Annotated in this window: 30 protein-coding genes and 1 tRNA gene; 13 read left to right on the top strand and 18 right to left on the bottom strand. The window is 57.5% G+C overall.

From position 1 onward, the window contains the following. Positions 1-4 precede the first annotated feature (4 nt). A complete protein-coding gene (locus tag CF161_RS28850) occupies positions 5-217 on the bottom strand; it encodes a hypothetical protein (RefSeq protein ID WP_020300168.1) in 213 nt (70 codons plus the stop codon). A 164-nt stretch (positions 218-381) separates the two neighbouring features. Between CF161_RS28850 and CF161_RS28845 the strand changes: the two genes are divergently transcribed. Both CF161_RS28845 and CF161_RS28840 read left to right on the top strand, forming a co-directional pair. After that, a complete protein-coding gene (locus CF161_RS28845; protein ID WP_020300167.1) occupies positions 382-687 on the top strand; it encodes a hypothetical protein in 306 nt (101 codons plus the stop codon). A gap of 150 nt (positions 688-837) precedes the next feature. Further along, positions 838-1,149 carry an I78 family peptidase inhibitor gene (locus tag CF161_RS28840; protein WP_020300166.1) on the top strand — a complete coding sequence of 104 codons (312 nt, stop codon included), beginning with the start codon at positions 838-840 and terminating at the stop codon, positions 1,147-1,149. Positions 1,150-1,222: 73 nt separating this feature from the next. Here the strand turns inward: CF161_RS28840 and CF161_RS28835 are convergent, their stop codons facing one another. Together CF161_RS28835 and CF161_RS28830 are read right to left on the bottom strand one after the other, a co-directional pair. After that, positions 1,223-1,435: a cold-shock protein gene (locus CF161_RS28835; protein ID WP_003179963.1), complete on the bottom strand. Its 213-nt coding sequence runs from the start codon at positions 1,433-1,435 to the stop codon at positions 1,223-1,225. A 293-nt stretch (positions 1,436-1,728) separates the two neighbouring features. Beyond that, on the bottom strand, positions 1,729-2,028 hold the full coding sequence (locus tag CF161_RS28830; protein WP_020300165.1) for a hypothetical protein: 300 nt from the start codon (positions 2,026-2,028) through the stop codon (positions 1,729-1,731). 375 nt (positions 2,029-2,403) lie between these two features. Here CF161_RS28830 and thrS point away from each other — a divergent pair, with 375 nt between their 5' ends. From thrS to CF161_RS28785, 9 genes are all read left to right on the top strand, one after another. After that, complete coding sequence (gene thrS, locus CF161_RS28825) at positions 2,404-4,326, top strand: threonine--tRNA ligase (protein WP_020300164.1); 1,923 nt, start codon at positions 2,404-2,406, stop codon at positions 4,324-4,326. Continuing rightward, positions 4,326-4,877, top strand: a complete 552-nt coding sequence (gene infC / locus CF161_RS28820) for a translation initiation factor IF-3 (protein WP_170827566.1) — start codon at positions 4,326-4,328, stop codon at positions 4,875-4,877. The genes thrS and infC overlap by 1 nt, the downstream gene beginning before the upstream one ends. Positions 4,878-4,937: 60 nt before the next feature. Continuing rightward, complete coding sequence (gene rpmI, locus CF161_RS28815; protein ID WP_002553160.1) at positions 4,938-5,132, top strand: 50S ribosomal protein L35; 195 nt, start codon at positions 4,938-4,940, stop codon at positions 5,130-5,132. A gap of 28 nt (positions 5,133-5,160) precedes the next feature. After that, positions 5,161-5,517, top strand: coding sequence for a 50S ribosomal protein L20 (rplT, locus tag CF161_RS28810; protein ID WP_002553161.1), 357 nt, complete (start codon positions 5,161-5,163; stop codon positions 5,515-5,517). 109 nt (positions 5,518-5,626) lie between these two features. Then, positions 5,627-6,643 carry a phenylalanine--tRNA ligase subunit alpha gene (gene pheS / locus CF161_RS28805; RefSeq protein WP_020300163.1) on the top strand — a complete coding sequence of 339 codons (1,017 nt, stop codon included), beginning with the start codon at positions 5,627-5,629 and terminating at the stop codon, positions 6,641-6,643. A 26-nt stretch (positions 6,644-6,669) separates the two neighbouring features. Beyond that, positions 6,670-9,048, top strand: a complete 2,379-nt coding sequence (gene pheT, locus CF161_RS28800) for a phenylalanine--tRNA ligase subunit beta (protein ID WP_020300162.1) — start codon at positions 6,670-6,672, stop codon at positions 9,046-9,048. A gap of 3 nt (positions 9,049-9,051) precedes the next feature. Continuing rightward, the gene (ihfA, locus tag CF161_RS28795; protein ID WP_002553164.1) at positions 9,052-9,354 is read left to right on the top strand and encodes an integration host factor subunit alpha; all 303 of its coding nucleotides are present in this window, start codon (positions 9,052-9,054) and stop codon (positions 9,352-9,354) included. Continuing rightward, positions 9,335-9,691 carry a MerR family transcriptional regulator gene (locus CF161_RS28790; protein ID WP_007920509.1) on the top strand — a complete coding sequence of 119 codons (357 nt, stop codon included), beginning with the start codon at positions 9,335-9,337 and terminating at the stop codon, positions 9,689-9,691. The genes ihfA and CF161_RS28790 overlap by 20 nt, the downstream gene beginning before the upstream one ends. A 90-nt stretch (positions 9,692-9,781) precedes the next feature. Then, positions 9,782-9,858 (top strand) — tRNA-Pro (locus CF161_RS28785). 69 nt (positions 9,859-9,927) lie between these two features. Here CF161_RS28785 and CF161_RS28780 read toward each other — a convergent pair. The 6 genes from CF161_RS28780 to CF161_RS28755 all read right to left on the bottom strand — a co-directional run bounded on the left by CF161_RS28780 (position 9,928) and on the right by CF161_RS28755 (position 14,647). Further along, on the bottom strand, positions 9,928-11,055 hold the full coding sequence (locus CF161_RS28780) for a tyrosine-type recombinase/integrase (protein ID WP_256206968.1): 1,128 nt from the start codon (positions 11,053-11,055) through the stop codon (positions 9,928-9,930). Beyond that, positions 10,977-11,390: a hypothetical protein gene (locus CF161_RS33520; protein WP_224450796.1), complete on the bottom strand. Its 414-nt coding sequence runs from the start codon at positions 11,388-11,390 to the stop codon at positions 10,977-10,979. The genes CF161_RS28780 and CF161_RS33520 overlap by 79 nt, the downstream gene beginning before the upstream one ends. Before the next feature lie 223 nt (positions 11,391-11,613). Further along, positions 11,614-11,841, bottom strand: a complete 228-nt coding sequence (locus CF161_RS33515) for a hypothetical protein (protein ID WP_020300159.1) — start codon at positions 11,839-11,841, stop codon at positions 11,614-11,616. Between the two features lie 168 nt (positions 11,842-12,009). Next, positions 12,010-13,437: a DNA methyltransferase gene (locus CF161_RS28765; protein ID WP_020300158.1), complete on the bottom strand. Its 1,428-nt coding sequence runs from the start codon at positions 13,435-13,437 to the stop codon at positions 12,010-12,012. 46 nt (positions 13,438-13,483) lie between these two features. After that, entirely contained in the window at positions 13,484-14,032 is a 549-nt protein-coding gene (locus tag CF161_RS28760; protein ID WP_084471767.1) for a hypothetical protein, read from the bottom strand. Between the two features lie 72 nt (positions 14,033-14,104). Then, positions 14,105-14,647, bottom strand: a complete 543-nt coding sequence (locus CF161_RS28755; protein ID WP_020300156.1) for a hypothetical protein — start codon at positions 14,645-14,647, stop codon at positions 14,105-14,107. A gap of 71 nt (positions 14,648-14,718) precedes the next feature. Here CF161_RS28755 and CF161_RS28750 point away from each other — a divergent pair, with 71 nt between their 5' ends. Then, complete coding sequence (locus CF161_RS28750) at positions 14,719-14,952, top strand: hypothetical protein (protein WP_020300155.1); 234 nt, start codon at positions 14,719-14,721, stop codon at positions 14,950-14,952. A gap of 63 nt (positions 14,953-15,015) precedes the next feature. Next, entirely contained in the window at positions 15,016-15,690 is a 675-nt protein-coding gene (locus tag CF161_RS32965) for a hypothetical protein (RefSeq protein WP_156882751.1), read from the top strand. Here CF161_RS32965 and CF161_RS28745 read toward each other — a convergent pair. From CF161_RS28745 to CF161_RS28705, 9 genes are all read right to left on the bottom strand, one after another. Then, positions 15,682-16,455 carry a hypothetical protein gene (locus CF161_RS28745; protein ID WP_020300154.1) on the bottom strand — a complete coding sequence of 258 codons (774 nt, stop codon included), beginning with the start codon at positions 16,453-16,455 and terminating at the stop codon, positions 15,682-15,684. The genes CF161_RS32965 and CF161_RS28745 overlap by 9 nt on opposite strands. 44 nt (positions 16,456-16,499) lie before the next feature. Then, on the bottom strand, positions 16,500-17,591 hold the full coding sequence (locus CF161_RS28740; protein ID WP_020300153.1) for an RNA-directed DNA polymerase: 1,092 nt from the start codon (positions 17,589-17,591) through the stop codon (positions 16,500-16,502). Between the two features lie 272 nt (positions 17,592-17,863). Further along, the gene (locus CF161_RS28735) at positions 17,864-18,220 is read right to left on the bottom strand and encodes a four helix bundle protein (RefSeq protein ID WP_043230706.1); all 357 of its coding nucleotides are present in this window, start codon (positions 18,218-18,220) and stop codon (positions 17,864-17,866) included. 54 nt (positions 18,221-18,274) lie between these two features. After that, the gene (locus tag CF161_RS28730; protein WP_020300151.1) at positions 18,275-18,895 is read right to left on the bottom strand and encodes a DUF1566 domain-containing protein; all 621 of its coding nucleotides are present in this window, start codon (positions 18,893-18,895) and stop codon (positions 18,275-18,277) included. A 75-nt stretch (positions 18,896-18,970) separates the two neighbouring features. Further along, positions 18,971-19,564 carry a DUF1566 domain-containing protein gene (locus tag CF161_RS28725; RefSeq protein ID WP_020300150.1) on the bottom strand — a complete coding sequence of 198 codons (594 nt, stop codon included), beginning with the start codon at positions 19,562-19,564 and terminating at the stop codon, positions 18,971-18,973. A gap of 59 nt (positions 19,565-19,623) precedes the next feature. Next, complete coding sequence (locus tag CF161_RS28720; RefSeq protein ID WP_043230701.1) at positions 19,624-19,935, bottom strand: hypothetical protein; 312 nt, start codon at positions 19,933-19,935, stop codon at positions 19,624-19,626. Positions 19,936-20,013: 78 nt separating this feature from the next. After that, on the bottom strand, positions 20,014-20,541 hold the full coding sequence (locus tag CF161_RS28715; protein ID WP_020300148.1) for a hypothetical protein: 528 nt from the start codon (positions 20,539-20,541) through the stop codon (positions 20,014-20,016). A gap of 9 nt (positions 20,542-20,550) precedes the next feature. Further along, the gene (locus tag CF161_RS28710; protein ID WP_020300147.1) at positions 20,551-21,222 is read right to left on the bottom strand and encodes a 3'-5' exonuclease; all 672 of its coding nucleotides are present in this window, start codon (positions 21,220-21,222) and stop codon (positions 20,551-20,553) included. Further along, the gene (locus CF161_RS28705; protein WP_020300146.1) at positions 21,219-22,085 is read right to left on the bottom strand and encodes an ATP-binding protein; all 867 of its coding nucleotides are present in this window, start codon (positions 22,083-22,085) and stop codon (positions 21,219-21,221) included. The genes CF161_RS28710 and CF161_RS28705 overlap by 4 nt, the downstream gene beginning before the upstream one ends.

Below are 22,085 nucleotides of genomic sequence, written 5' to 3'. Positions count from 1 at the left end.
GCTGTCACTCGCGCTCCGGGTCCGGGGCGCCTGGGTGGTCGGCAGGGTACTTTTCGAAGACCTGTCGGATAAACGCCTGGGCAGCCTGGGTTCCAAACTCCTTGACCAGCAGGTCGATACCGATGATTGCCAGTTCCTCCGGGCTGCCTGGGCTGTAGGAGCAATGGCCTTGTGGCCACTTGGCTTTGATGTCGGCGTCGATACTTACGATGGCCATGAAAATCTCACGAAGTCTGTAGTTGAGGCGGGGCCTGAAAGGCACTGGTGCGGTATTGGCGTGCGGCAAAGTTAAACATCTTGCCAGATTTTTAGCACTGCTACTTAGGCATGAGGGGAGGGCTATGCGACACTTGGGCTTTGTCTGTTTTCAAGGAAGCTCGCGTGCAGATCGATTTGAATAACCCTGACGCCTTGACCCTTGAGGCGGTTCGGCAGTTGCTGGCGTCGGCCAGTGACAACGTTCATACCCAATTGCGGGTTACCAAAGGCGGCATTGCCTACCTTTCCTCGGGAGTGGTGGGAGGCGTTGATATCGATGACCTGCTGTTCCGGCTCGAAACCTGGGCCGCCGGCTCTGGTTATGTAGGCCTGGTGGCGGCCAGCGATGAAGTCTGGGTCATGCAGATTTTCAACGCGTTGAAACAGAACTGGCCCAAGCCGCCGTTCGACTACATCGACATCTATTGAACGCTGTTCATATTCAGTGACGATTGTGTGCTCAGGCTTGAGCCGCGACTGAGGCAGACTTGTCCGCCACAGGGCAAATGGCCATTTTTTGAAACCAAACGTCCCTGCCGCTGTCGCACGATCTCTGCTTATTTTTGAAAAGGAGGCTTCATGCCTTGGAAGCTTGCATCATTCGCCACCCTGCTGGCTGCAATCACCCTGGCTGGGTGCAGCACCTCGGGAGCGGAAAAGGACCCAGTGGTTGCTGATTCCGGTAGCAGCCGTTGTGAGTCGAAGGCCGCCGAGTTCGCTATTGGCAAGAAGGCTTCCCCTGAACTGCTGGAGCAGGCCCGTACCCGTGCGGGGGCGCAGAATGCCCGGATCCTCAAGCCCAATGACATGATTACCCTGGAATACCGTTCTGATCGCCTGAACCTCAACACCGATGCCAACCTGGTGATTACTCGGGTCAACTGCGGCTGATTGCTTCAAGACATTGTCAGCGCGCATAAAAAACCCCGTCACATGGACGGGGTTTTTTTAGCTCGCGTAGATTTTACTCTGGGCGAACTTGTGCAGCTTGCATACCCTTTTGGCCTTTCTCAGCCACGAAGGAAACGGTTTGGCCTTCTTTCAGGCTTTTGAAACCGTCGCTTTCAATAGCTTTGAAGTGTACGAACAGGTCGTCACCGCCACCTTGAGGAGTGATGAAGCCGAAGCCTTTTTCATCGTTGAACCATTTTACGGTGCCGGTTTGGCGATTAGACATGGTGTATCTCCAAGAAACATATATTTTCAGTAGTGCTGTGCTGCTCAGGCCAACTGGGCACACCGGGCTATCATAGTCGAAATGTTCGACTTGGGAGCCCCCCGGCAGTGCTGTTTACCTGGTAGTTGCATGCTTTTTGTTGCTCTGGTCGGCTGAAACCCGCGGTTTAAGGGGCTTTGGCAGAAAATAATCGGTTATAAAAAAAGCCGTAAAAGCTGCGTAAATTGTGAAAAAAGCCACTTTTTCAGCCAGCTTTAGCCCTGAAAAAGTGTCCCTTCACCGATAGCTTCGAGCTATTTCACTACCCGGCAAGCTGCGATTGCATCCAGCGCCTTGGTTCTGAGTTCTGCGCTGGGCGGGTTCTGCTTGCTCATCAGCTCTTTGATTTGTTCGCCGGTGAATTTTTCATTCAGCTTGTCCGCGCCGCATGCGCAGTGCTTTTCGGCGGTCTTGGCGTCGACGCTCTGGCTGGCGGCGGCGGTGCAATCCTTCATATAGTCGGCGCGCAGACCGGTAGGCCAGGCAGCTTGGGCGCTAAGAGGCAAAAGCAGGGCAAAGGGGGCGGCTAGGGCGAGTAATTTAGTGAGGCGCATAAGTCGGGCTCTCCTGAGGTCGATAGCAAGAATGGCGATTCTCCGATTATTTGAGGCCGCCGGTACACATCAAGTTCACTTTCTTGCACAAAAGCCTATTAACCAGGTGGTCGCAGCGCGATGACCGTTCATCTGTGCTAGCATGCCCGGCTTGGGTATTTACCGGCTTTGGACGAATTCAATTGTCCCTGTCCCTTATGCCCCAATCTTTTGATTTGAATCCCAGTCACTCTGGTTCGATTTTCCGGTTGGCCGCCAAGGCCCCTGCCACTGTGAGGCAGGCGTTGTCAGACAACGGCCTGGATTGAACCGCGTACTGGCTCATCCCAACCCACGTGACCTTTGGTAGGGGTCACCACTAGGAGAGGAGGCGCCATGCCCACCATTACTCTTCCCGACGGCAGTCAACGTTCATTCGATCATCCGGTTTCCGTAGCCGAGGTCGCCGCATCCATTGGTGCAGGCTTGGCCAAGGCCACCGTGGCCGGCAAGGTCAATGGCAAGCTGGTCGACGCCTGCGATTTGATCGACGGCGACGCGACCCTGCAAATCATCACGCCAAAGGATGAAGAGGGGCTGGAGATCATTCGCCACTCTTGCGCCCACTTGGTCGGCCATGCGGTCAAGCAGTTGTATCCGACTGCGAAGATGGTTATCGGCCCGGTCATTGATGAAGGCTTCTATTACGATATCGCCTATGAGCGTCCTTTCACTCCGGACGACCTGGTGGCGATCGAACAGCGCATGCAGCAGCTGATCGAAAAAGATTACGACGTGATCAAGAAAATCACTCCGCGCGCCGAAGTGATCGATGTGTTCAAGGCCCGTGGCGAAGACTACAAGTTGCGCCTGGTCGAAGACATGCCGAATGAAACGGCCATGGGCCTGTACTACCACGAAGAATATGTCGACATGTGCCGCGGTCCGCACGTGCCGAACACACGCTTCCTGAAGTCGTTCAAGCTGACCAAGCTGTCCGGCGCCTACTGGCGTGGTGATGCCAAGAACGAGCAGTTGCAGCGCGTTTACGGCACCGCCTGGGCTGACAAGAAGCAACTGGCGGCTTACATCCAGCGTATCGAAGAGGCTGAAAAACGCGACCATCGCAAGATCGGCAAGCGTCTCGGCCTGTTCCATACCCAGGAAGAAGCGCCGGGTATGGTGTTCTGGCACCCGAACGGCTGGACCCTGTATCAAGTGCTCGAGCAGTACATGCGCAAGGTTCAGCGCGACAACGGCTACCTGGAGATCAAGACACCTCAGGTCGTGGATCGCAGCCTGTGGGAAAAATCCGGGCACTGGGCCAACTACGCTGAAAACATGTTCACCACTCAGTCGGAAAGCCGCGACTACGCGATTAAACCGATGAACTGCCCGTGCCACGTGCAGGTGTTCAACCAGGGTCTGAAAAGCTACCGCGAGCTGCCGCTGCGCCTGGCCGAGTTCGGTGCTTGCCACCGCAATGAACCGTCGGGTGCGTTGCACGGCATCATGCGCGTGCGCGCTTTCACTCAGGACGATGCGCACATCTTCTGTACTGAAGAGCAAATGCAGGCTGAATCTGCTGCATTCATCAAGCTGACCATGGATGTCTATGCCGACTTCGGCTTTAAAGACATCGAAATGAAGCTTTCCACTCGCCCTGAAAAGCGCGTGGGTTCTGATGAGTTGTGGGATCGGGCTGAATCGGCCTTGGCTGCGGCGCTTGATAGCGCGGGTCTGCCTTACGACTTGCAGCCGGGTGAAGGCGCGTTCTACGGTCCGAAAATTGAGTTCTCGCTGAAAGATTGCCTCGGCCGTGTCTGGCAGTGTGGTACCTTGCAGCTCGATTTCAACCTGCCGATCCGTCTGGGTGCCGAATACGTCTCCGAAGACAACAGCCGTAAACATCCGGTCATGTTGCACCGGGCGATTCTCGGTTCGTTCGAGCGCTTCGTCGGAATTCTGATCGAGCACTACGAAGGGGCTTTCCCTGCGTGGCTGGCTCCGACTCAGGCAGTGATCATGAATATCACTGATAAACAGGCAGATTTTGCCCTTGAAGTCGAAAAAACTCTCAATCAAAGCGGATTTCGTGCCAAGTCCGACTTGAGAAATGAAAAGATCGGCTTTAAAATCCGCGAGCATACTTTGCTCAAGGTTCCTTATCTCTTGGTTATCGGAGATCGGGAAGTCGAGATGCAGACTGTCGCTGTGCGTACCCGTGAAGGTGCTGACCTGGGCTCGATGCCCATCGCCCAGTTTTCGGAGTTCCTCGCACAAGCGGTTTCCCGGCGTGGTCGCCCAGATTCGGAGTAATTACTATTAAGCGTGAAATGAGACAAGATAAACGAGCTGCACCGAAAGCCCCGATCAACGAGAATATCTCGGCACGCGAGGTTCGGTTAATTGGGGCTGAAGGTGAACAGCTTGGGATTGTGTCAATTGAAGACGCGCTTCTTAAGGCTGAAGAGGCCAAGCTGGATCTGGTGGAGATTTCCGCCGATGCAGTGCCCCCTGTTTGCAAACTGATGGACTACGGCAAATCGATCTTCGAAAAGAAGAAGCAGGTAGCCGCAGCGAAGAAAAACCAGAAGCAGATTCAAGTAAAAGAAATCAAGTTTCGTCCAGGGACGGAGGAAGGGGATTACCAGGTAAAACTGCGCAACCTGGTACGTTTCCTGAGTGATGGGGACAGGGCCAAGGTATCCTTGCGATTCCGCGGCCGTGAGATGGCCCACCAGGAGCTGGGGATGGAACTCCTCAAGCGGGTTGAAGCTGACCTGCTCGAGTACGGTTCGGTCGAACAGCATCCTAAGATGGAAGGACGCCAGCTGATCATGGTCATCGCCCCGAAAAAGAAGAAGTAATCAATAGGGCACGGCAGGCCTTCTGATTATGTTTATCAACTGAATGCGGAGTATCCGAACATGCCAAAGATGAAAACTAAAAGTGGTGCTGCTAAGCGGTTTCTGAAAACTGCTAACGGTATCAAGCACAAGCACGCTTTCAAGAGCCACATCCTGACTAAAATGTCGACCAAGCGTAAGCGTCAACTGCGCGGTAGCAGCTTGCTGCATCCGTCCGACGTGGCAAAAGTCGAGCGCATGCTGCGCCTTCGTTAATTTTAGTCAAGAATAGAGGAAGTAACTCATGGCTCGTGTAAAGCGTGGCGTCATTGCCCGTAAGCGTCACAAAAAAATTCTGAAACTTGCTAAAGGCTACTACGGTGCACGTTCGCGCGTATTCCGTGTTGCCAAGCAAGCGGTAATCAAGGCAGGCCAATACGCCTACCGTGACCGTCGTCAGAAAAAACGTCAGTTCCGCGCTTTGTGGATCGCTCGTATCAACGCTGGTGCACGTGTTAACGGTCTGTCCTACAGCCGTTTCATCGCTGGCCTGAAAAAAGCGTCCATCGAGATCGACCGTAAGGTTCTGGCTGATCTGGCAGTGAACGAAAAAGCGGCGTTTGCTGCGATTGTCGAGAAAGCTAAAGCCACCTTGGCTTAAGTACCCCCGACAGTCACCTGGGCTCACCTCTGTGGGTTAGGGTGTTAAACGTCATAAATAGGGGAAGAGCCTTCAAGCTCTTCCCCTATTTTGTATCTGGAGTCTGTACATGGAAAACCTGGATGCGCTGGTCTCTCAAGCACTAGAGGCTGTGCAAAGCGCTGAAGATATCAATGCCCTGGAGCAAATCCGGGTTCACTACCTTGGCAAGAAGGGCGAGTTGACTCAGGTGATGAAGACCCTGGGGAATTTGCCGGCAGAAGAGCGTCCGCAAGTCGGCGCCCTGATCAACGTTGCCAAGGAGCGTGTCACAGAGGTTCTCAATGCGCGCAAGGCGTTGTTCGAGGAGGCCGATCTTGCGGCCAAGCTCGCCGCCGAATCCATTGACGTGACCCTGCCTGGCCGCGGCCAGACCTCTGGCGGTCTGCATCCGGTTACCCGGACTCTGGAACGTATCGAACAGTTCTTCACCCATATCGGCTACGGCATCGCCGAAGGCCCTGAGGTCGAAGACGACTATCACAACTTTGAGGCGCTCAACATCCCAGGCCATCACCCGGCCCGGTCGATGCATGACACCTTCTATTTCAACGCGAACATGCTGTTGCGCACCCATACCTCACCGGTACAGGTCCGCACCATGGAATCGACCAAGCCGCCAATTCGCATCGTCTGCCCGGGCCGTGTGTATCGCAGCGATTCCGATATCACCCATTCGCCGATGTTCCATCAGGTCGAAGGCCTGCTGGTCGATCGTGATATCAACTTTGCCGACCTGAAAGGCACCATCGAAGAGTTCCTGCGGGTGTTCTTCGAAAAAGAGCTGGCGGTACGTTTCCGTCCTTCCTACTTCCCCTTCACCGAACCCTCCGCCGAAGTCGATATGGAGTGCGTGATGTGCAGCGGTAAAGGCTGCCGCGTCTGCAAGCAGACCGGCTGGCTGGAAGTGATGGGTTGCGGCATGGTGCACCCGAACGTACTGCGCATGTCCGGGATCGACCCGGAAGAGTTCTCGGGTTTTGCCTTCGGCATGGGCGTTGAACGTCTGGCCATGCTGCGTTACGGCGTGAACGACTTGCGTCTGTTCTTCGACAACGACTTGCGGTTCCTCGCGCAATTTCGCTAGTCGTAACGGATCTTTAGGAGAGCAGGATGAAATTCAGTGAACAATGGCTGCGTGGCTGGGTAAGCCCGCAGGTAAGTCGCGACGAGCTGGTTGCTCGTCTGTCGATGGCCGGTCTTGAGGTCGATAGCGTAACGCCGGCCGCCGGTGATTTCAGTGGTGTGGTAGTGGGCGAGGTGCTGAGCACCGAGCAGCACCCGGATGCTGACAAGCTGCGCGTATGCCAGGTCAGCAATGGCGCGGAAACGTTTCAGGTGGTATGCGGGGCGCCCAATGTGCGTCCAGGCCTGAAAATTCCATTCGCCATGATCGGTGCCGAGCTGCCTGGCGACTTCAAGATCAAGAAGGCCAAGCTGCGCGGCGTCGAGTCCAACGGTATGTTGTGCTCCCAGGCAGAGCTGCAGGTGGGTGAAGGCAACTCCGGTTTGATGGAATTGCCTGCAGACGCGCCGGTGGGTGAAGACATTCGTGCCTACCTCAACCTGAACGATGCCAGCATCGAGGTCGACCTGACCCCGAACCGTGGCGACTGCCTGTCCCTGGCGGGCTTGGCTCGCGAAGTCGGCGCCTTGTACGCCGCGCCGGTTGCGCGTCCAGCTGTGGCTGCCGTTGCAGCAGTACATGATGAAGTGCGTCCGGTTGAAGTGCTGGCGCCTGCTTCGTGCCCGCGCTACCTGGGCCGCGTCATCCGCAATGTCGACTTGTCCAAGCCTACTCCGCTGTGGATGGTTGAGCGCTTGCGTCGTGGCGACGTACGCAGCATCGATGCGGTCGTGGATGTCACCAACTACGTGATGTTGGAGCTCGGCCAGCCGCTGCACGCTTTCGATCTCGCCGAAATCAATGGCGGCATCCGTGTGCGCATGGCTGACGAAGGCGAAAAGCTGGTCTTGCTCGACGGCCAGGAAATTACCCTGCGTGGCGATACCCTGGTCATCGCTGACCATACGCGTGCCCTGGCGATTGCCGGTGTCATGGGGGGCGAGCACAGCGGCGTTACCGCTGGTACTCGCGATATCTTCCTTGAAAGCGCGTTCTTCGATCAGATAGCGGTCGCCGGCAAGGCGCGTTCTTACGGCTTGCACACCGATGCCTCGCACCGCTACGAGCGTGGCGTGGATTGGCAATTGGCCCGTGAAGCCATGGAGCGCGCTACTGGCCTGCTGCTGGAAATCACTGGTGGCGAAGCTGGCCCGATCATCGAAACCGTTAGCGAACAGCATCTGCCTTCGGTCGCGCCTATCACCTTGCGTGCCGAGCGCGTCACCCAAATGCTTGGCCTGGAAATCGACGCTTCCGAAGTCGAGCGTCTGCTCACAGGTTTGGGTCTGAAAGTTTCCGCTGATGGGGCAGGGCAGTGGCGTGTTGAGGTGCCAAGCCATCGTTTCGATATCAGCCTGGAAGTTGATTTGATCGAAGAGTTGGCTCGCCTGTACGGCTACAACCGTCTGCCGGTTCGTTACCCGCAGGCTCGCCTGGCACCTCAAGCCAAGGCGGAAGCGCGTAGCGACCTGCCTGAGTTGCGTCGTCTTTTGGTCGCTCGTGGTTATCAGGAAGCGATTACCTACAGCTTTATCGATCCGAAGCAGTTCGAATTGTTCAGCCCTGGCGTTGAGCCGCTGTTGTTGGCTAACCCGATTTCGAATGACATGGCAGCCATGCGCGCCTCTCTGTGGCCTGGTCTGGTCAAGGCACTTCAGCACAACCTGAATCGCCAGCAGGATCGTGTCCGCCTGTTCGAAAGCGGCTTGCGCTTTGTTGGTCAGTTGGAAGGTCTGAAGCAAGAGCCAATGCTGGCTGGTGTGGTTTGTGGCAGCCGCTTGCCGGAAGGCTGGGCGCAAGGTCGCGATGTTGTGGATTTCTTTGACGTCAAAGCTGATGTCGAGGCGGTATTGGGCTTTGCCGGTGCTCTGGATTCGTTCAGTTTCGTGCCCGGTAGCCATCCGGCGTTGCACCCGGGGCAAACAGCTCGTATCGAGCGTGAAGGTCGCCTGGTGGGTTATGTGGGCGCTATCCACCCTGAGCTGTCGAAAAACCTCGGTTTGGATCGACCGGTCTTTGTCTTCGAGCTCGTTCTGGCCGAAGTTGCTCTGGGTAAAATGCCTAAATTCCAGGAGTTGTCGCGTTTTCCTGAAGTGCGTCGTGACCTTGCACTGGTGGCCGACAAAGACGTCGCAGCCAGCGCTGTGTTGGATGTAATCCGTGAAAATGCAGGTGAATGGCTGACAGACCTCAGGCTATTTGACGTGTATCAGGGTAAAGGCATTGATCCTCATAGAAAAAGCCTTGCAGTTGGCTTGACCTGGCAGCATCCATCACGCACTCTTAATGATGATGAGGTGAATTCTGCGACACAAAATATCCTCACCTCGCTCGAACAAAGGTTGAACGCCACGTTAAGGAAGTGACGTATGGGGGCTCTGACGAAAGCTGAAATGGCCGAACGTCTCTACGAAGAGCTGGGTCTGAATAAACGTGAGGCCAAGGAATTGGTCGAACTGTTTTTTGAAGAAATCAGACACGCTCTCGAAGACAACGAACAGGTCAAATTGTCCGGTTTCGGTAACTTCGACCTTCGGGATAAACGCCAGCGTCCTGGCCGCAACCCGAAAACGGGAGAAGAAATCCCGATCACGGCTCGCCGTGTGGTCACCTTTCGTCCAGGGCAGAAGTTGAAGGCCCGAGTTGAGGCTTATGCTGGAACCAAGTCATAACGACGAGCTACCCGTCATCCCGGGTAAACGCTACTTCACCATCGGTGAGGTCAGCGAGCTCTGTGCGGTCAAACCGCATGTGCTGCGTTATTGGGAGCAGGAGTTTCCTCAACTCAACCCCGTCAAACGCCGCGGAAATCGCCGGTATTATCAGCGCCAGGACGTGCTGATGATCCGGCAGATCCGCGCGTTGCTTTACGATCAAGGGTTTACTATCGGAGGTGCGCGCCTGCGCCTTTCCGGTGATGAGGCCAAAGACGACACTACCCAGTACAAGCAATTGATCCGCCAGATGATCTCCGAGCTGGAGGATGTCTTGGTGGTGCTCAAGAAGTGATTTTTTGCTTTTAAAATACTTCCATATTTCAAAAGCTTGCGATATATTCTTCATCGCTTCGTTAGAAGCGAACCCAGTATCACGCCTAGTCGGGGCGTAGCGCAGTCCGGTAGCGCACTAGCATGGGGTGCTAGGGGTCGAGTGTTCGAATCACTCCGTCCCGACCATATTTTTCAATGACTTAGCCCAACTCTAGCCAGTTGGGCTTTTTCATTGGTGGGGAGTTTTTCGGGACTTCATCCTGTTTTCCTCTTCAAGATCGTCAGTACCGGTCCCCGCGAGTCGGTTGCTGATACCATGTTCGCAGCCTCAATCAGATGCCCAAGCTCAGCGCCCGAGTAGTGACTGGTGATGCTGCCGTTCTTGTGCCCCAGCAAGGCCTTCCTATCTTCTTGGGTAACACCTGCCGCCCGAAGGCGACGGCCAAACGTGTGTTTCAAGTCGTGCACCCTGATGGATGCATACCCAGGGTGAGCGGGGCGAAGGTTTTCCTCCTGCCAGAGTTTCGCCGCTCTCACCCGCGCCTTTTTCCAAGCCGAGTCGTTCATGCGATGCAGGGCAGTGCCGTTGTAAGGGAAAACCCATTCCTTGCTCAGGCCTCGCTGCTTGTCGATGACTGACTTGGCCACGGCGTTGAGCACTACCAGTCGCTCATCTCCGTTCTTCACACCTGACCGCTCGTTGCGGCCGCCGAAGTCAGACGGTATCAGGAACACACTGGCGCCCAGTTCTGGTACCGAAATCTCCCAGTCCCACCTCAACTTGCAGACCTCTTGCTCGCGACAACCCGTGTTCACTTTGAACAGGGCCATCGTTTGCAGGTGCGCCGGCAACTCTCCAAAAAGGATCGACTGCTCTTCCCATGTCATCGGGTAGGGCTCTCGAACCTTTTTCTTCAAGTCCAGCTTGGCCAGCATTGGCACCGAATCAAGCCAGGGCCTGCGCTCCTCATCCCGCCACTTCCTTGCGCAAAGCGATAGGACCCGGATTACCCGCTCGATTGAAATGTTTATCGTGCGCGGTGCTACCGGCTTCAACTTTTTGCCGCACGGCAATACCATTCCCTTCAAACGATCCTTCACGAATGGCTCAAGCGACTGGTCATCGATATGCGTCAATGGCAGGTCTTTGAGATAAGGGTGCAAGTGCTTCAAGTGATGCGCCGTCAGCTTGATTGATGGCTGATCCTTGCTCTCAATCAGAAACCTCGTCGCCGCTTCTTCCCACGTTCTGGTTCGGCGTACGCCGTATACCTTTTGCTGCCGAAGCTGCTCAAGGCGATGAATCAGGTACTGCTCTGCTTCTTGCCTGTCACCAGTTCCAGTGCTTTCTCGAAGTCGCTCACCTCGGAAAACCTTGTCGATTTGCCAGACTCCACCTTTCTGGTAGAGACCGGAGATCGCTTTTCTCGCCATGGTTTGCCTCCTTTGGCTTCACCCTGGCGCTCGCTGCGGGGGTGATTGTTGTCCTGATTCGCCGCCTTTTCAACCGACTTGCGCTCGACGTAGGCGTCTGCCCATTCATCAAGCTCAATCCGGTCGAAGGCCACGCCTTGTTTCCCGATCGGGAATTCCCGAACACTCGGGCGCACCGTTTTGTTGAATTCGTCCCGGCACATGCCGAGGTAGCCAGGAGCATCGCCAAACCTGATGAAGCGCGGTTGAATGCTGCTGGCCTTTGCCGCTGTGGCGTTTGCCATGTGATGCTCCATGCCGCGCATGGCGGCAGAAGAGGGGTTAGGAGGTTGGCTACGCTGATAGGCGACCGTTTTCTTTCTGGCGCTCTACGTCGATCTGCTCATAGAGGGCATCGACCCTTTTGCTTTTTCTGTCGATGGCCTGGGATCGCTTGATGTGGTCCGACATTGCCTTGTTGTAAGGTGCCATCAGATCAAGAAGTCGCATCTTCTCAGCAGGGTCGTTTTACTCATTGAATTGGACGGCCAGCCGGTCGCGCTCCTTGAAATCCACTCCATCGAGTGCGCGGTTTTCCTTCTGCATTTCCTCCAGCACCTCGGCCGACTGCCGCTCCCAGCGCAGATAAAGAACATCGCTTCGTTTTGGGCGCAGGTAGTGCTGGCTCCTGATCCAGGCAACCAGGTCATCCTTTGTCATTTCATCGAGAACATCTTTTGCGGCCTGCTTGCTCATGCGTGCGTACCTCGCCCGCCATCGCCGGCAGGCTGTTCAGATTATTGAGTGGGTTGTTTCAGATCTTGCTGATGGTCGCTGGCGTTGCGCCTGGCTAATGTTGCGTGGCTCGCCCGGCCTATGTCCTTGGCCATCCCGCTGACCGTTGTGGGGCTGGGTGGGCTCTTCTCAGAAGTGCAATTGCGTTGGTTTTGAGAACTCGTGTTCAATGCGAGCCTTAGCTATCGCCGCATATTGCTCGTCGATCTCGCAGCCGATGAATTCGAATCCCTCCCGCATTGCTGCCTTGCCGCTACTGCCCGACCCCATGAACGGGTCCAGTGTCGTGCCGCCGATCGGCGTGACCAGGCGCTGCAGGTAGGCCATCAGGTCGGTGGGCTTGACCGTGGGGTGGTTGTTGCCTTTCGTTTCGGTGTTCTCGACCTTGCGCAGGGTGGTGCCCTGCTTGAACTGGTGCCCGGGGTGCTCCAGGCCTTCGTGCCGATCCTTAGAGCTGGTCTTGGCGCAGTAGAAGAATCGTGCCGCGCTGCCGGTGTCGCCGTGGAAGGCGCCGGCCACTCGGCCGAGCATGCCGCTATACGCCACCGCACCGCTGAAACCGTTGGCGGTCGGTTCGGTACCCAGCACGGGCGCGCTCGCGCCAGCCTCGGCCGGGAATAGGGCAACCACTTCAGGGTGACCATCGTGGATAAGGTTCGCGGGCCAGCGGCCGGATGCAGCAGTGCCACCGCCAGTGTGCAGGTTGGTCGCACCTTCTTCCTCGATCGATCGAGTGCCGTCATGGCCGCGATCGCCCGAGCAATTCCTTGCATAGTCCGCGTCGGCCACCGGGATGCGGCAGGCATCAATGTTGATTGCACCGGTGCCGTGTGCCAGCACGTTATCGACGACGGTGCCGATCAGTGGTTTGCGGGCCATGCAGATTGGTTCATGCGCTGGCTTGAGGCCCGTGCCCCAGCCGTCCCATTGCGCCGCCTCGGCGGTTGCCGGAGAGGTGACCGTAGGCACATATTCGCGCCCGTTGTCCTTGATCCACGATCCGGTGTCGTTCTGGTCAGCGCCGGGGATCATCCGCTTGACTGGCTTCCCCTCAGAAAGCACTTCGCGCTCTGCGCCCGCCGCCTTGTCCATGGCCTTGCCGACGTTCATGGACTTCGGAAAGCCGCTGCCGAACACCCACATGATCTGGTCACGGATCTCGAAGCCAGCCATTTCAATGCCGACCGCCATGTGGTGGTAGGTTCGAGCTGACGCGAATGACAGCAAGTGGCCGCCGGGCTTTAGCACGCGCAGGGCTTCCTTCGCCCATTCGTAGCTAAAGTCCTGAAACGCCCGCATGCCCGCCGGGGTCAGGTCGTATTTGCCGGCCTCGGCCGCGATCGAGCGGTGGCCGCCATTCTCGCCGCATGCGGCAGCATGGGATGGCATGCTTGCCCGGTACGCGGCGCGTTCCTCGATATCCTTTCCGTCCCAACTCTTGCCCATGAACCGGATGCCATAGGGCGGGTCGGTCACAACGCTGTCTACGGAGTTGTCAGGCAGAGTTCGCATCAATTCCAGGCAGTCACCGACAAGGATCTTAAATTTTTTGATCATGGCCTTGGCCCCGTGTAGATGAGCCAGGCCATGTAGGCGAGGGCGATCATGGGGTCACCCGCTGGCCGAGCATCACGTCCGTGACGATTTCCCAGAGCTGGGCCGGTGACCACTGGTACCGATCGAAGTCGGTGTCGGGCTGTATGCCGTAGACGCAGGTGGAGTGGGCGCCGGCCGGATACTCGCCGCGCTTCGCCATAATCGTGGCGACTCGGCCATCACCGCCGGGCTCGGTGCGGTGGTAGTGGTATGCGCGGGTGTTGTAGTCGTTGCCGGCTTCCACGGTTATCGTTCCATCCGGTATCAGGTGCGCGCGGCCGTCTGGCGTCCACGGCCTGCCGCCACCTGGTGTGCGGGCGCCCTCGTGCAGATACAGCACGAAGCCGCCTTCGTCGCTGCGCTCCAGCTCAAAGCAGTGATTGATCTGCTTGCCGACGATCACTCGAGAGGTGAAGTTGAAGCGGTGGTCGTGGATCGCCGAGTGCTTGAAGCAGGCTCGGCGCGGCAGCTCGGGGTGCCAGACGTGCAGGCGCTGATTTCCTTCCAGTTGGACCTGCACAAAGCCCAGGCCGTGCAGGGTGATCTTGTCGGTCATTACGTCATCGATGATGCTCACGGCAACACTCGTCCTTGCCGCTATAGCGGCTGACTTTGAAGGGGGAGGGGGTTACTGCTGAGGGTGTGTCGCGTTCCAGCGCTCGAATGCTTCTTGCGTGGTGGCTGCTTCGATTTTCTCGTCGCAGGTGTAGCAGTGAGCCACGCCACCGGCCGCGCCGACATCGCGATGACCTTGCTTGCAGGGGTTCATATGCCATTCAGCATTCTGGTCCGGTTCGAGATCCGGGTATTCCGGTCGGGCCGGCGGATAGGCTGGTGCTGCCATAGCCTGATCAATGGCGGCCCGAAGGTTCTCGCTGTAGTCCTCACCGATCACGCGCTCGTTCGGCTTATCCATCCAGTGGCCGACGACCTCAATGCTGATGCTGCTGTCGCCGGCATCCCCGTTGGGGTGGCTGTCAAATCGGACGTCCCAGCAATTCGCTTCGAGCTCGTCCAGCCTGGCCTTGTCTCGCTCCAGCTCATCAATCCGCTCATGCGCTGCAGTCAGTCGCTGCTGCAGCGCGTCCCGCTCTTTGATCGCAGCGGCATGCTTGCCGCGCCAGAGCAGCACGGCGTCCAGTTCTTCCTTGGATTGTTTCAAGTTACTCATAAGGGAGTCCTTGCCGGGCCAGGCCCAGGCGGTGGGTGCTACGATGGCGCCTCACTCAAACGAGCAAGCCCATGACAAAGCACGATATTTATGATGAGCACGAAGGCTTTCAGCTCTGGAACTACATGGAGTGCGAGAAGGACGAGGAGGGCCGGGAGACCTGGCGGATCAACGTCGAAGTGAAGCGGGGCGGAGAAGTGGTGGTGCCGGTTGTTGCGGGTGATCGCACCTACGTTGACCGTGGCTTGGCGCAGGTGGCCGGCCGAGAGCTGGGTGCCAAGCTGGTAGCCGGGGCAAACCTATAGGTTTTCTGTGGGAACGGGGATACCTCGCAGGTATAGTTCGGCAAAAAATGTGTGGGGTATTTTATGAAAATAGACAGAGTTGTTTTTGGCGTTTGCTTTGGTCTATTTGCTGCCGGTGGAATCTTTTTCCAGATTTTTGATAAGGCTCTGGACGGCCAGCGTTTGACATTAATGCTCGGCTTTTTATCAGCTGTTGGAACTGTGGGGGCCGTCGCTGTCGCGATGCTGCTTTCTCACAAAACAGAAAGTCGAATGATTAAGTCTGACTTTGTAATCGCAGAATTGGAGGCTGCCCGCGTCTCTCCACTCCTTGAATCTCTAGTCTCAGAATTAGGCTCTGTTCAGGCCATGTTTTTATTTAAGGACGATCATGAGGTAAAGGTGGATTTGTTGGAGAGGATAAAATTTCTTGGTCTACTGGCAAATAGTATTGCGCATGAGAGCCTTGTGCGAATGGCCTGCTTGGAGCAGGGCTGCGCTCACCGAATAGCGAGAGGCCTTAGCTGTGTTGAAAATGTCGTTGTTTTGGTGGGCAGAATTGAAGTGGTTGGATGGGGCAATGTTCCACAAATGAAGAAAGTATTTTGGCATGGACAGCTTTATTCCTCGACCCGCGAGGCTCTAGACTTGTTAACGGTTGCCAGCCGCATTTGCCATCAGGCTTCAAATAGAGGTGCTCCAATTCCAACGGGTGAAGAAATGTATGGGCACAGGCCGGATATCGACACTTTAGAATGACTTGTTGATCTCTGATTCAGCAATCTCACAGAAGAACGAGCAGGATGGGATTTGCTCGTTACGCCTCACTGGACCATTGCCAAGGTCCCGTAGGGAGAAGCGTATATTGGTGGTGCGGTCACGAAACAGGTATGAGCCCTCACCCAGGTCATCCTGGATAAGGCATAACTCTTCAAACTGGTCGGGAAAGTCCTCTCGGATGGCTCGAAAATAGCCCTCACCGCCTTTCACGCATCCTATGCAATTGGCATTGTCGTAGCCCAGGCGGTACATCAGCGGCAACTCGATGCCTGCGCGCTCGACCATTGCCTTGCAGTCGTCTTTCCCAAGACCCGCATCAATCAGTGGCGCGATGACGGGCCTATCGGGATTTCGGTCGCGGAAGTCATCCAGGCGATCCACCTCTTCCGCAGTGTAACCAAACACCATGACGTCACCCGATTGCCTCCAGGCATCAAGCAAGCGGCGCTTCAGCAGTTTGGTACAGGGTGCGCCATTACGGCCTTTCATGAAGCGTTCTCGGCGGAATACCTGGATGATGTCGGCGCCATACTTCTCGTCGCGCAACTGCACGATTTCCTGCCCGAACCACTCCTGGCAGTTCAGCAAGAACCGCCGGTTGTCTTCATGCTCGTTGGCCAGAAACGCATTGATGATCTGCACATCGTGTGTTGCGCCGTACTGAGCCAGTGCGAGCTTTGTGGCAACCGCCGAGGCAGCGCCGCAGCTAAACTGACAGACGATTCGTGGTCGTTGTGCGGACATAGGGGATCCTCGCCGGCTGGCGTGATTCGTTGATGGGGGTGGGTCTATTTCTTCTGGTAGGTCTTGGTCAGCGCTGCGTTTACCATGTTGCCGCGCTTGAGCACGACATTCGCCAGGGCGGCGCGATCCTTCTGGCTGTGGCTGGCCTGGCTGAGCAGGCCGAAGTAACTGTTCGCGGTCTCGCGTAGATCCCCGGCCGGCGCTGCGGCTGTACGCTTCAGCGCCTGGGCCAGCGACCTCTTGCGAGTGGTGCGGCGCCAGGGCTTGATCACGTGCCCGACGAAGTCCACGCCGCGCTCGACCGGCTGCAAGATGGTTTTGGTCGGGTTGAGCCGGGCGCCCAGGCTGGGCAGGAATGCTTCGACCTGGGCCAGCCACTCGTTGAGCTGCTGCGGCGACTCATGCAGGAACACGAAGTCGTCGACGTAGCGGATGTAGTGCCTGGCCTTGAGCTGGTGCTTGGCGAACTGGTCCAGGGCGTTCAAGTAGACGTTGGCGAAAAACTGCGAGGACAGGTTGCCGATCGGCAGGCCAAGGTGTGAAGGCTGGGCAGTGAGGCGCTTGTGCTGCGGTACCCGGTTGAACAGATGAGCCGGGCTGCGCACCTCGTAGTCTTCGCGCGGGTCGTGCATGAGAATCTGTTCGGCCAGGGCCAACCACCAGGGTTCGGTGATCCGGGCGGCCAGCTGCTTGCGTAGCACCTCCTTGTCGATGGCGACGAAGAAGTTGGCCAAGTCGAGCTTTAGGTAGAAGACCGGCCTCGACCAGTTCTCACTGGCGCTGCGGATCTTCGACTCAAGGCGCTTTGCTGCGTATAGCGTGCCGCGGCCTTTGATACAGGCGCAGCTGTCCGCTATGAAGCTGCGCTCGATCCGTGGCCCGATGTGGTTGTAGAGCAGGTGGTGGACGATGCGATCCCGAAAGGCCGCCGCCCAAACCTCCCGGGCTTTTGGTCGGGTGACCACGAAGCAGATAGAGCGGCCTGGTCGGTAAGTGCCGGTGACCAGGTCGTCGTGTAGCTGGATCAGGTTCTGCTCGAGGTCGATCTCGAAAGCCAGCGCGCTGTCGCTGTTGCGCTTGGAACGCCGGCAGTCGTAGTAAGCCTGGACCAGATCCTGAAACGGGTAGGGACCCAAAGTTGAATCTGCGGACGGGGCGAACGCGGAGCTCGTTGTTCTTGTCGTTGTTGTTCTGACTGCCATCATCGAAGTTCATGTTGAATGCGTTGTTGGCGGAGCGCTGCGACCTATCGTGCTATCTACGTCGCCGGACCGATTGCTCAGCTCGGAAACTGCGCGAGACCTGCACGGACGCTTTAGACCGTCGGTATCTCTGATGCGCATGGCGGTGGCCCAGGGGCCAGCGGCACGACCAGATTCAATTCGCACAGACCAGAAAACCTTGGCTCTCAGGTGGCGGGCGCGGTTGGGGTGGAGCGTTTCCAGGCGTTCGCCTGCTTGCCAATTGAGGTGGTCACCTCGATAGCCTTGGCATGCTGGCCCACGCTGATGAAGCGGTTCTCTTTGAAGAGCCGCATCAGGAACTCGATCACCTGGACTTTTTCAACCAGGTCGACCAAGTAGGGGCGTCGCTCCCGGGTCGAGTTGGCCCGGGCAATCAGCATCAAGACATCGATGCACTCATCGATAACGCGCTTCCCGAGCTGCTGTTTCAGGTCGCGGGGGATGTTGCGGGTCAGGTTCGTGGCCATGTGTAGCAGGCCCATCGCCGATGCGTAGATCGCAAGTTCCGTGTGCATTGCCATAAGGCTTGCTCTCCAAGAGCAACCGGCCGCTGGCGGCCGGATTAAAGGAATGAATTAATCAAGAAATTCACTGCGGACGGGGCGAACGCGGAGCTCGCCGTACTTGCCGTAGAAGTCCTGACTGCCATCAACGAAGCCCACGCAGAACGCGCCGTAGGCGGAGCGCTGCGAACTCGACCAGTACCAGGTGTCGCGGAATGCTTCGGCACCCCCTTCCTGGAAGTCCGTGTGCACGGTTTGCAGAGGAGACTTCTCGCTGTAAAGCTGGCCGATCGGGACACTGTTCGGGTTGTCACCATCGCGGCGGCCGGCCCAGTTCTCTTCGGTGGTCGGTTTGAAGTGACGATACTGCAGTTCCTGTACGTCGCGCGCCGGGATCGCCCAGTCGGTGAAGCCATCAATGTTCAGCGTCAGCACCTTCACGGCCAGATCACTGCCAGCCGCAGCCATGGCCTGGGTATTGGCCAGGCTGTCGGTGAAGCTGTCGGCGCCCTCGATCTTCTCGCCATACTCGCCCCACTTGCCTACCAGCTCATGCGCTGCGCCGGCGGTGATGTGTAGAGAGCGCTTGCCGGTGACCGGGTCGCGGGTGATGCCGGTAACGAAACCGCCGCCGTAGGCTTGGCCGATGGCTGGGATGGTTTGTGCTGATGCTGCTTGAGCAGTGGCGGACATGGTCTTTCCTCTTTTAGAAGGCAACAAAAAGGCGCTGCTGCGCCTCGGGCCGATCAAGAACGAATTATTGAAGGATCAAAGAAACAATCTGCGGACGGGGCGAACGCGGAGCTCGTCGTCCTTGGCGCTGATGCCCTGACTGCCACCAACGAAGAGCATGTGGAACGCGACGTAGGCGGAGCGCTGCGAACTCGACCAGTAGTAGCCCTCGCTGATCAGATCATGGGCCCAGGCCTGATAGAGCTGTGTTGCCGCTGGCAGGTCGAAATCGCTGTGCCCGTCAGCGGTATATGCCCGGGCCGCTTCGGCCGCAGGGTGGCCTCCGGCAGCGATCAGAGCGTCAGTGTTCGCCTTTCCATCCCACTTGCTGATGGCTTCCGACTCTTCCCGGTACCGGCCCCACACGAACTCGCCCAGGTCTTTGTCACCGAAGATCAGGTAATGCGCCGGCACATCACCACGGGCTTCGACGTAGCCGCCGTTGATGCCACCCTGGCCCGGCCAGTAAGTGCCGATAGCAGGGACTGAAGAGGCCGCAGCTATTTGGACATTGGCCGCCGGCGGTAGTACCTGGGCGAACACGCTGGCCATGGCCAGTTTTGCCAGGGCGGAGGCGGGCATCTTGATTGATGCGTCACCGTGCTTGAGGGTGATCATTTCGGGCTTCATGGGTATTCCTCAGGATGGCGCCGCCCTCCGAGACCGGATTCGCAGCGTGAGTTCGTGGGTTATTCGTCGTGGCAGATGCGGAGCGATTCGCGTTGGTAGGCGATTTCCAATTTCCGCGACACGTTTTCGCTGATAGTGATTTCGTGTCGCGGCGGCGCGAGGAACTGAGCTGATCCCGCCGGGCCAAGGCCGTGCAGGTGGTGAATCATCAGCGTCATTGCCTCGCCCTGTTCCTCAATGCCGTGCCAGGCCATCAAATCAGCCAAGGCCTGGCGGGTGCCGGCCATGGTGTGGAGTCGCAATTCTTCCTCGCCGCGAGTCTTTCGCCTCGCCGCAGTCTTTGCTGAGCGTTCTTTCGGGGCGGCAGCCATGGCTTACCTCTTCGATTGCGCTGGCGGGTAGGCCCAGCCAGGTTTGGCATTTGCGTTGCTGGATGCGGGCTATGCGCTTCACGGGCGTTTCGACCAGCGCTTGGGATAGCTGAAGTCGTATTGCATCTCAAGCCTGCGAAGGAGGGTGTCGGATATCTCGACCTGCTTGCAGCCACTGAATCGCGATATCCCGGCATCCCTGAGCGCAGTCAGTCGCTCGATCATCTTCATATCCCGGTCCAGGTCAGCGTGTTTGCTCTTGAAGGTGAAGTCGCCTTCTTGGGCAGCGCGGCGCATGGCTGACTCTGACTTTCCGGTGGCGGCCATGGCCTGGTCGATGGTCATGGTTTTGGCCATCTCCCGGATGGACGCTACATAGGCCATGCGCGCTGCAATCTGGGACTGGTAAGTTCGCTTGGTTTGACCTGGTTCGGGCTGCGCCGGTGCTGAATACTCGGCCTCCTTGCGCAGAGGCCGCGGCTCAAACTTGAAAGGCTCTGCCTGCTCAATCGTGCCGCCGGCTGCGACCCAGCTTGCAACCTGGGATGACAAGTCGTTTGAGCTTTTGCGGAGGTGTTCAATAAGGCTGAGGTGGTTGCTGATCATGATTCACCATCAGCGCGAAAGCGCTTTGCGAACAAATGGGTCGAGGTCTGGCTGATTGAGGAGCCAGCGCCGATAGTCGCTCGGCAGGTCAGCGAAGGCTGCGCCCTTGTGCTTGCCGAAGCCGATGATGGTGGGGATGCGCGCATCCTCGGAGATCTGCCACAGCTCTTCCCAGTCATTGACCGGCCGGCCGAGCTCAGCTGCTAGTTGATCGAGGATCTTCACCAGCAGCAGGCGGCAGTTTTTTACGTCGTCTAACGCAGCGTGGGCATTGCGGAGCATGCCGGCCGCCGCGGCTCGGTAGTGAAGGTAGATCATTGCCGACTGCGTGTGACTACCTACGTTCGGCCAAAGCTTCGAGCTCAGGGCCTGGGTGCAGATCCGCTTCACATCTGGCTCGCCGATCACGCGCCAGTCGTAGTCGACGTTGTGCCCGATCAGATAGACGACATCTCCCGGCAAAGCAAAATCGGTGTGTGGTGGGCAATCAGCCAATTCCTCGTCGAGGATATGGCTGGTGGCGAGCGCGCTCAGCTCAATCGGCTTGCCCGGCTTGTAGCGCTGCAGGAACGAGTCGGTTACAGCGAGACTGCTCAAATCGTTGAGTTTCAGCCAGGCAGCCTCCACCAGGTGTGGATCGTTCAAACCGGTTGTTTCGCTGTCGAAGATGTATGCGGTCATGCTGATTGCCTTTGTGGAGAGAGTTCGCTTTTGCGCTTGTCTTTGGCTGTCACAACCTGCTGAACAAGGTCTTCGAAGCCGACGGCAATCGCCTTGGCCGCGTTGAACGCCGATTGCAGTGAGCCCATATCCTTGGCTGACGCAATGTCAGCCAGAGCGTCCACCAGCAGCTCCTTGGCGCGCTCCTCAGGGCTTACGCCAGAGTTGAGCCAAGCCAGCAACCGTCGTCCGGTCTCTACAGTGATCAGCTCTGGCTCTTCGAAGAGCTTCGTCCGATCCTTGCTTGCCATGGCGGTGTGACCGTCGTGGGTCAGGTCCAGCACCACTGTGAATTCGTAGTCGGTGCCGTCTCGCTGCTCGGACTTCATGCCCAGCTTGAGGATCTTTTTCCCTTCACCCTGGACCGTTTCCGTTTTGCTCCGCATGGTGCAAATGATGTGCAGCGAGCTGGTCAGTATCTTGTCGGTTAACCGGCGGTGCCGCGGCGTTGTCTCGTTCCACGCCGCCCAGGTGTTGCCCTTGAATTTCTGGTGAGCAAGCTTCTCGTTCGCCTCAAGGCATCCGCCTGAACCGGTCCACTCATGGGAGTAGCTGTCAATGATCAGCACGTTGTAGCCGGCCTGTTCGGCGGCAGTGATGGCGTCGACGTAGCGCTCGGGGGAGTAGGGCGCATGCAGCTCTAGCGTGTCGAAGTCTGCGATGTCCGCATACAGCGAGGCGCTGCCGTGCTCGGTGTCGATAACCGCGATTCGCCCGCCAATCCCCTGTGCGAGCAGAAGTGCGGAGTAGGTTTTTCCTGATCCAGATGGCCCAGCAAGTGCCAGCCGTAGCTTGGCCTGCTTGCGTTCGGCTTTCTTGAACAT

It is taken from the genome of Pseudomonas sp. CF161 (assembly GCF_000416215.1).
In the GTDB taxonomy this organism is placed as follows: Bacteria; Pseudomonadota; Gammaproteobacteria; order Pseudomonadales; family Pseudomonadaceae; genus Aquipseudomonas.
Note: the sequence above shows the minus strand (reverse complement) of the source record. Positions and strands in the feature narration are given on the sequence as shown.

Coding starts and splice junctions, on each gene's coding strand:
- CF161_RS28850 (WP_020300168.1), bottom strand. CDS start 217: ATGGCCATCGTAAGTATCGACGCCGACATCAAAGCCAAGTGGCCACAA.
- CF161_RS28840 (WP_020300166.1), top strand. CDS start 838: ATGCCTTGGAAGCTTGCATCATTCGCCACCCTGCTGGCTGCAATCACC.
- CF161_RS28835 (WP_003179963.1), bottom strand. CDS start 1,435: ATGTCTAATCGCCAAACCGGCACCGTAAAATGGTTCAACGATGAAAAA.
- CF161_RS28830 (WP_020300165.1), bottom strand. CDS start 2,028: ATGCGCCTCACTAAATTACTCGCCCTAGCCGCCCCCTTTGCCCTGCTT.
- thrS (WP_020300164.1), top strand. CDS start 2,404: ATGCCCACCATTACTCTTCCCGACGGCAGTCAACGTTCATTCGATCAT.
- rpmI (WP_002553160.1), top strand. CDS start 4,938: ATGCCAAAGATGAAAACTAAAAGTGGTGCTGCTAAGCGGTTTCTGAAA.
- rplT (WP_002553161.1), top strand. CDS start 5,161: ATGGCTCGTGTAAAGCGTGGCGTCATTGCCCGTAAGCGTCACAAAAAA.
- pheS (WP_020300163.1), top strand. CDS start 5,627: ATGGAAAACCTGGATGCGCTGGTCTCTCAAGCACTAGAGGCTGTGCAA.
- pheT (WP_020300162.1), top strand. CDS start 6,670: ATGAAATTCAGTGAACAATGGCTGCGTGGCTGGGTAAGCCCGCAGGTA.
- ihfA (WP_002553164.1), top strand. CDS start 9,052: ATGGGGGCTCTGACGAAAGCTGAAATGGCCGAACGTCTCTACGAAGAG.
- CF161_RS28790 (WP_007920509.1), top strand. CDS start 9,335: ATGCTGGAACCAAGTCATAACGACGAGCTACCCGTCATCCCGGGTAAA.
- CF161_RS33520 (WP_224450796.1), bottom strand. CDS start 11,390: ATGGCAAACGCCACAGCGGCAAAGGCCAGCAGCATTCAACCGCGCTTC.
- CF161_RS33515 (WP_020300159.1), bottom strand. CDS start 11,841: ATGAGCAAGCAGGCCGCAAAAGATGTTCTCGATGAAATGACAAAGGAT.
- CF161_RS28765 (WP_020300158.1), bottom strand. CDS start 13,437: ATGATCAAAAAATTTAAGATCCTTGTCGGTGACTGCCTGGAATTGATG.
- CF161_RS28760 (WP_084471767.1), bottom strand. CDS start 14,032: ATGACCGACAAGATCACCCTGCACGGCCTGGGCTTTGTGCAGGTCCAA.
- CF161_RS28755 (WP_020300156.1), bottom strand. CDS start 14,647: ATGAGTAACTTGAAACAATCCAAGGAAGAACTGGACGCCGTGCTGCTC.
- CF161_RS28750 (WP_020300155.1), top strand. CDS start 14,719: ATGACAAAGCACGATATTTATGATGAGCACGAAGGCTTTCAGCTCTGG.
- CF161_RS32965 (WP_156882751.1), top strand. CDS start 15,016: ATGAAAATAGACAGAGTTGTTTTTGGCGTTTGCTTTGGTCTATTTGCT.
- CF161_RS28745 (WP_020300154.1), bottom strand. CDS start 16,455: ATGTCCGCACAACGACCACGAATCGTCTGTCAGTTTAGCTGCGGCGCT.
- CF161_RS28735 (WP_043230706.1), bottom strand. CDS start 18,220: ATGGCAATGCACACGGAACTTGCGATCTACGCATCGGCGATGGGCCTG.
- CF161_RS28730 (WP_020300151.1), bottom strand. CDS start 18,895: ATGTCCGCCACTGCTCAAGCAGCATCAGCACAAACCATCCCAGCCATC.
- CF161_RS28725 (WP_020300150.1), bottom strand. CDS start 19,564: ATGAAGCCCGAAATGATCACCCTCAAGCACGGTGACGCATCAATCAAG.
- CF161_RS28720 (WP_043230701.1), bottom strand. CDS start 19,935: ATGGCTGCCGCCCCGAAAGAACGCTCAGCAAAGACTGCGGCGAGGCGA.
- CF161_RS28715 (WP_020300148.1), bottom strand. CDS start 20,541: ATGATCAGCAACCACCTCAGCCTTATTGAACACCTCCGCAAAAGCTCA.
- CF161_RS28710 (WP_020300147.1), bottom strand. CDS start 21,222: ATGACCGCATACATCTTCGACAGCGAAACAACCGGTTTGAACGATCCA.
- CF161_RS28705 (WP_020300146.1), bottom strand. CDS start 22,085: ATGTTCAAGAAAGCCGAACGCAAGCAGGCCAAGCTACGGCTGGCACTT.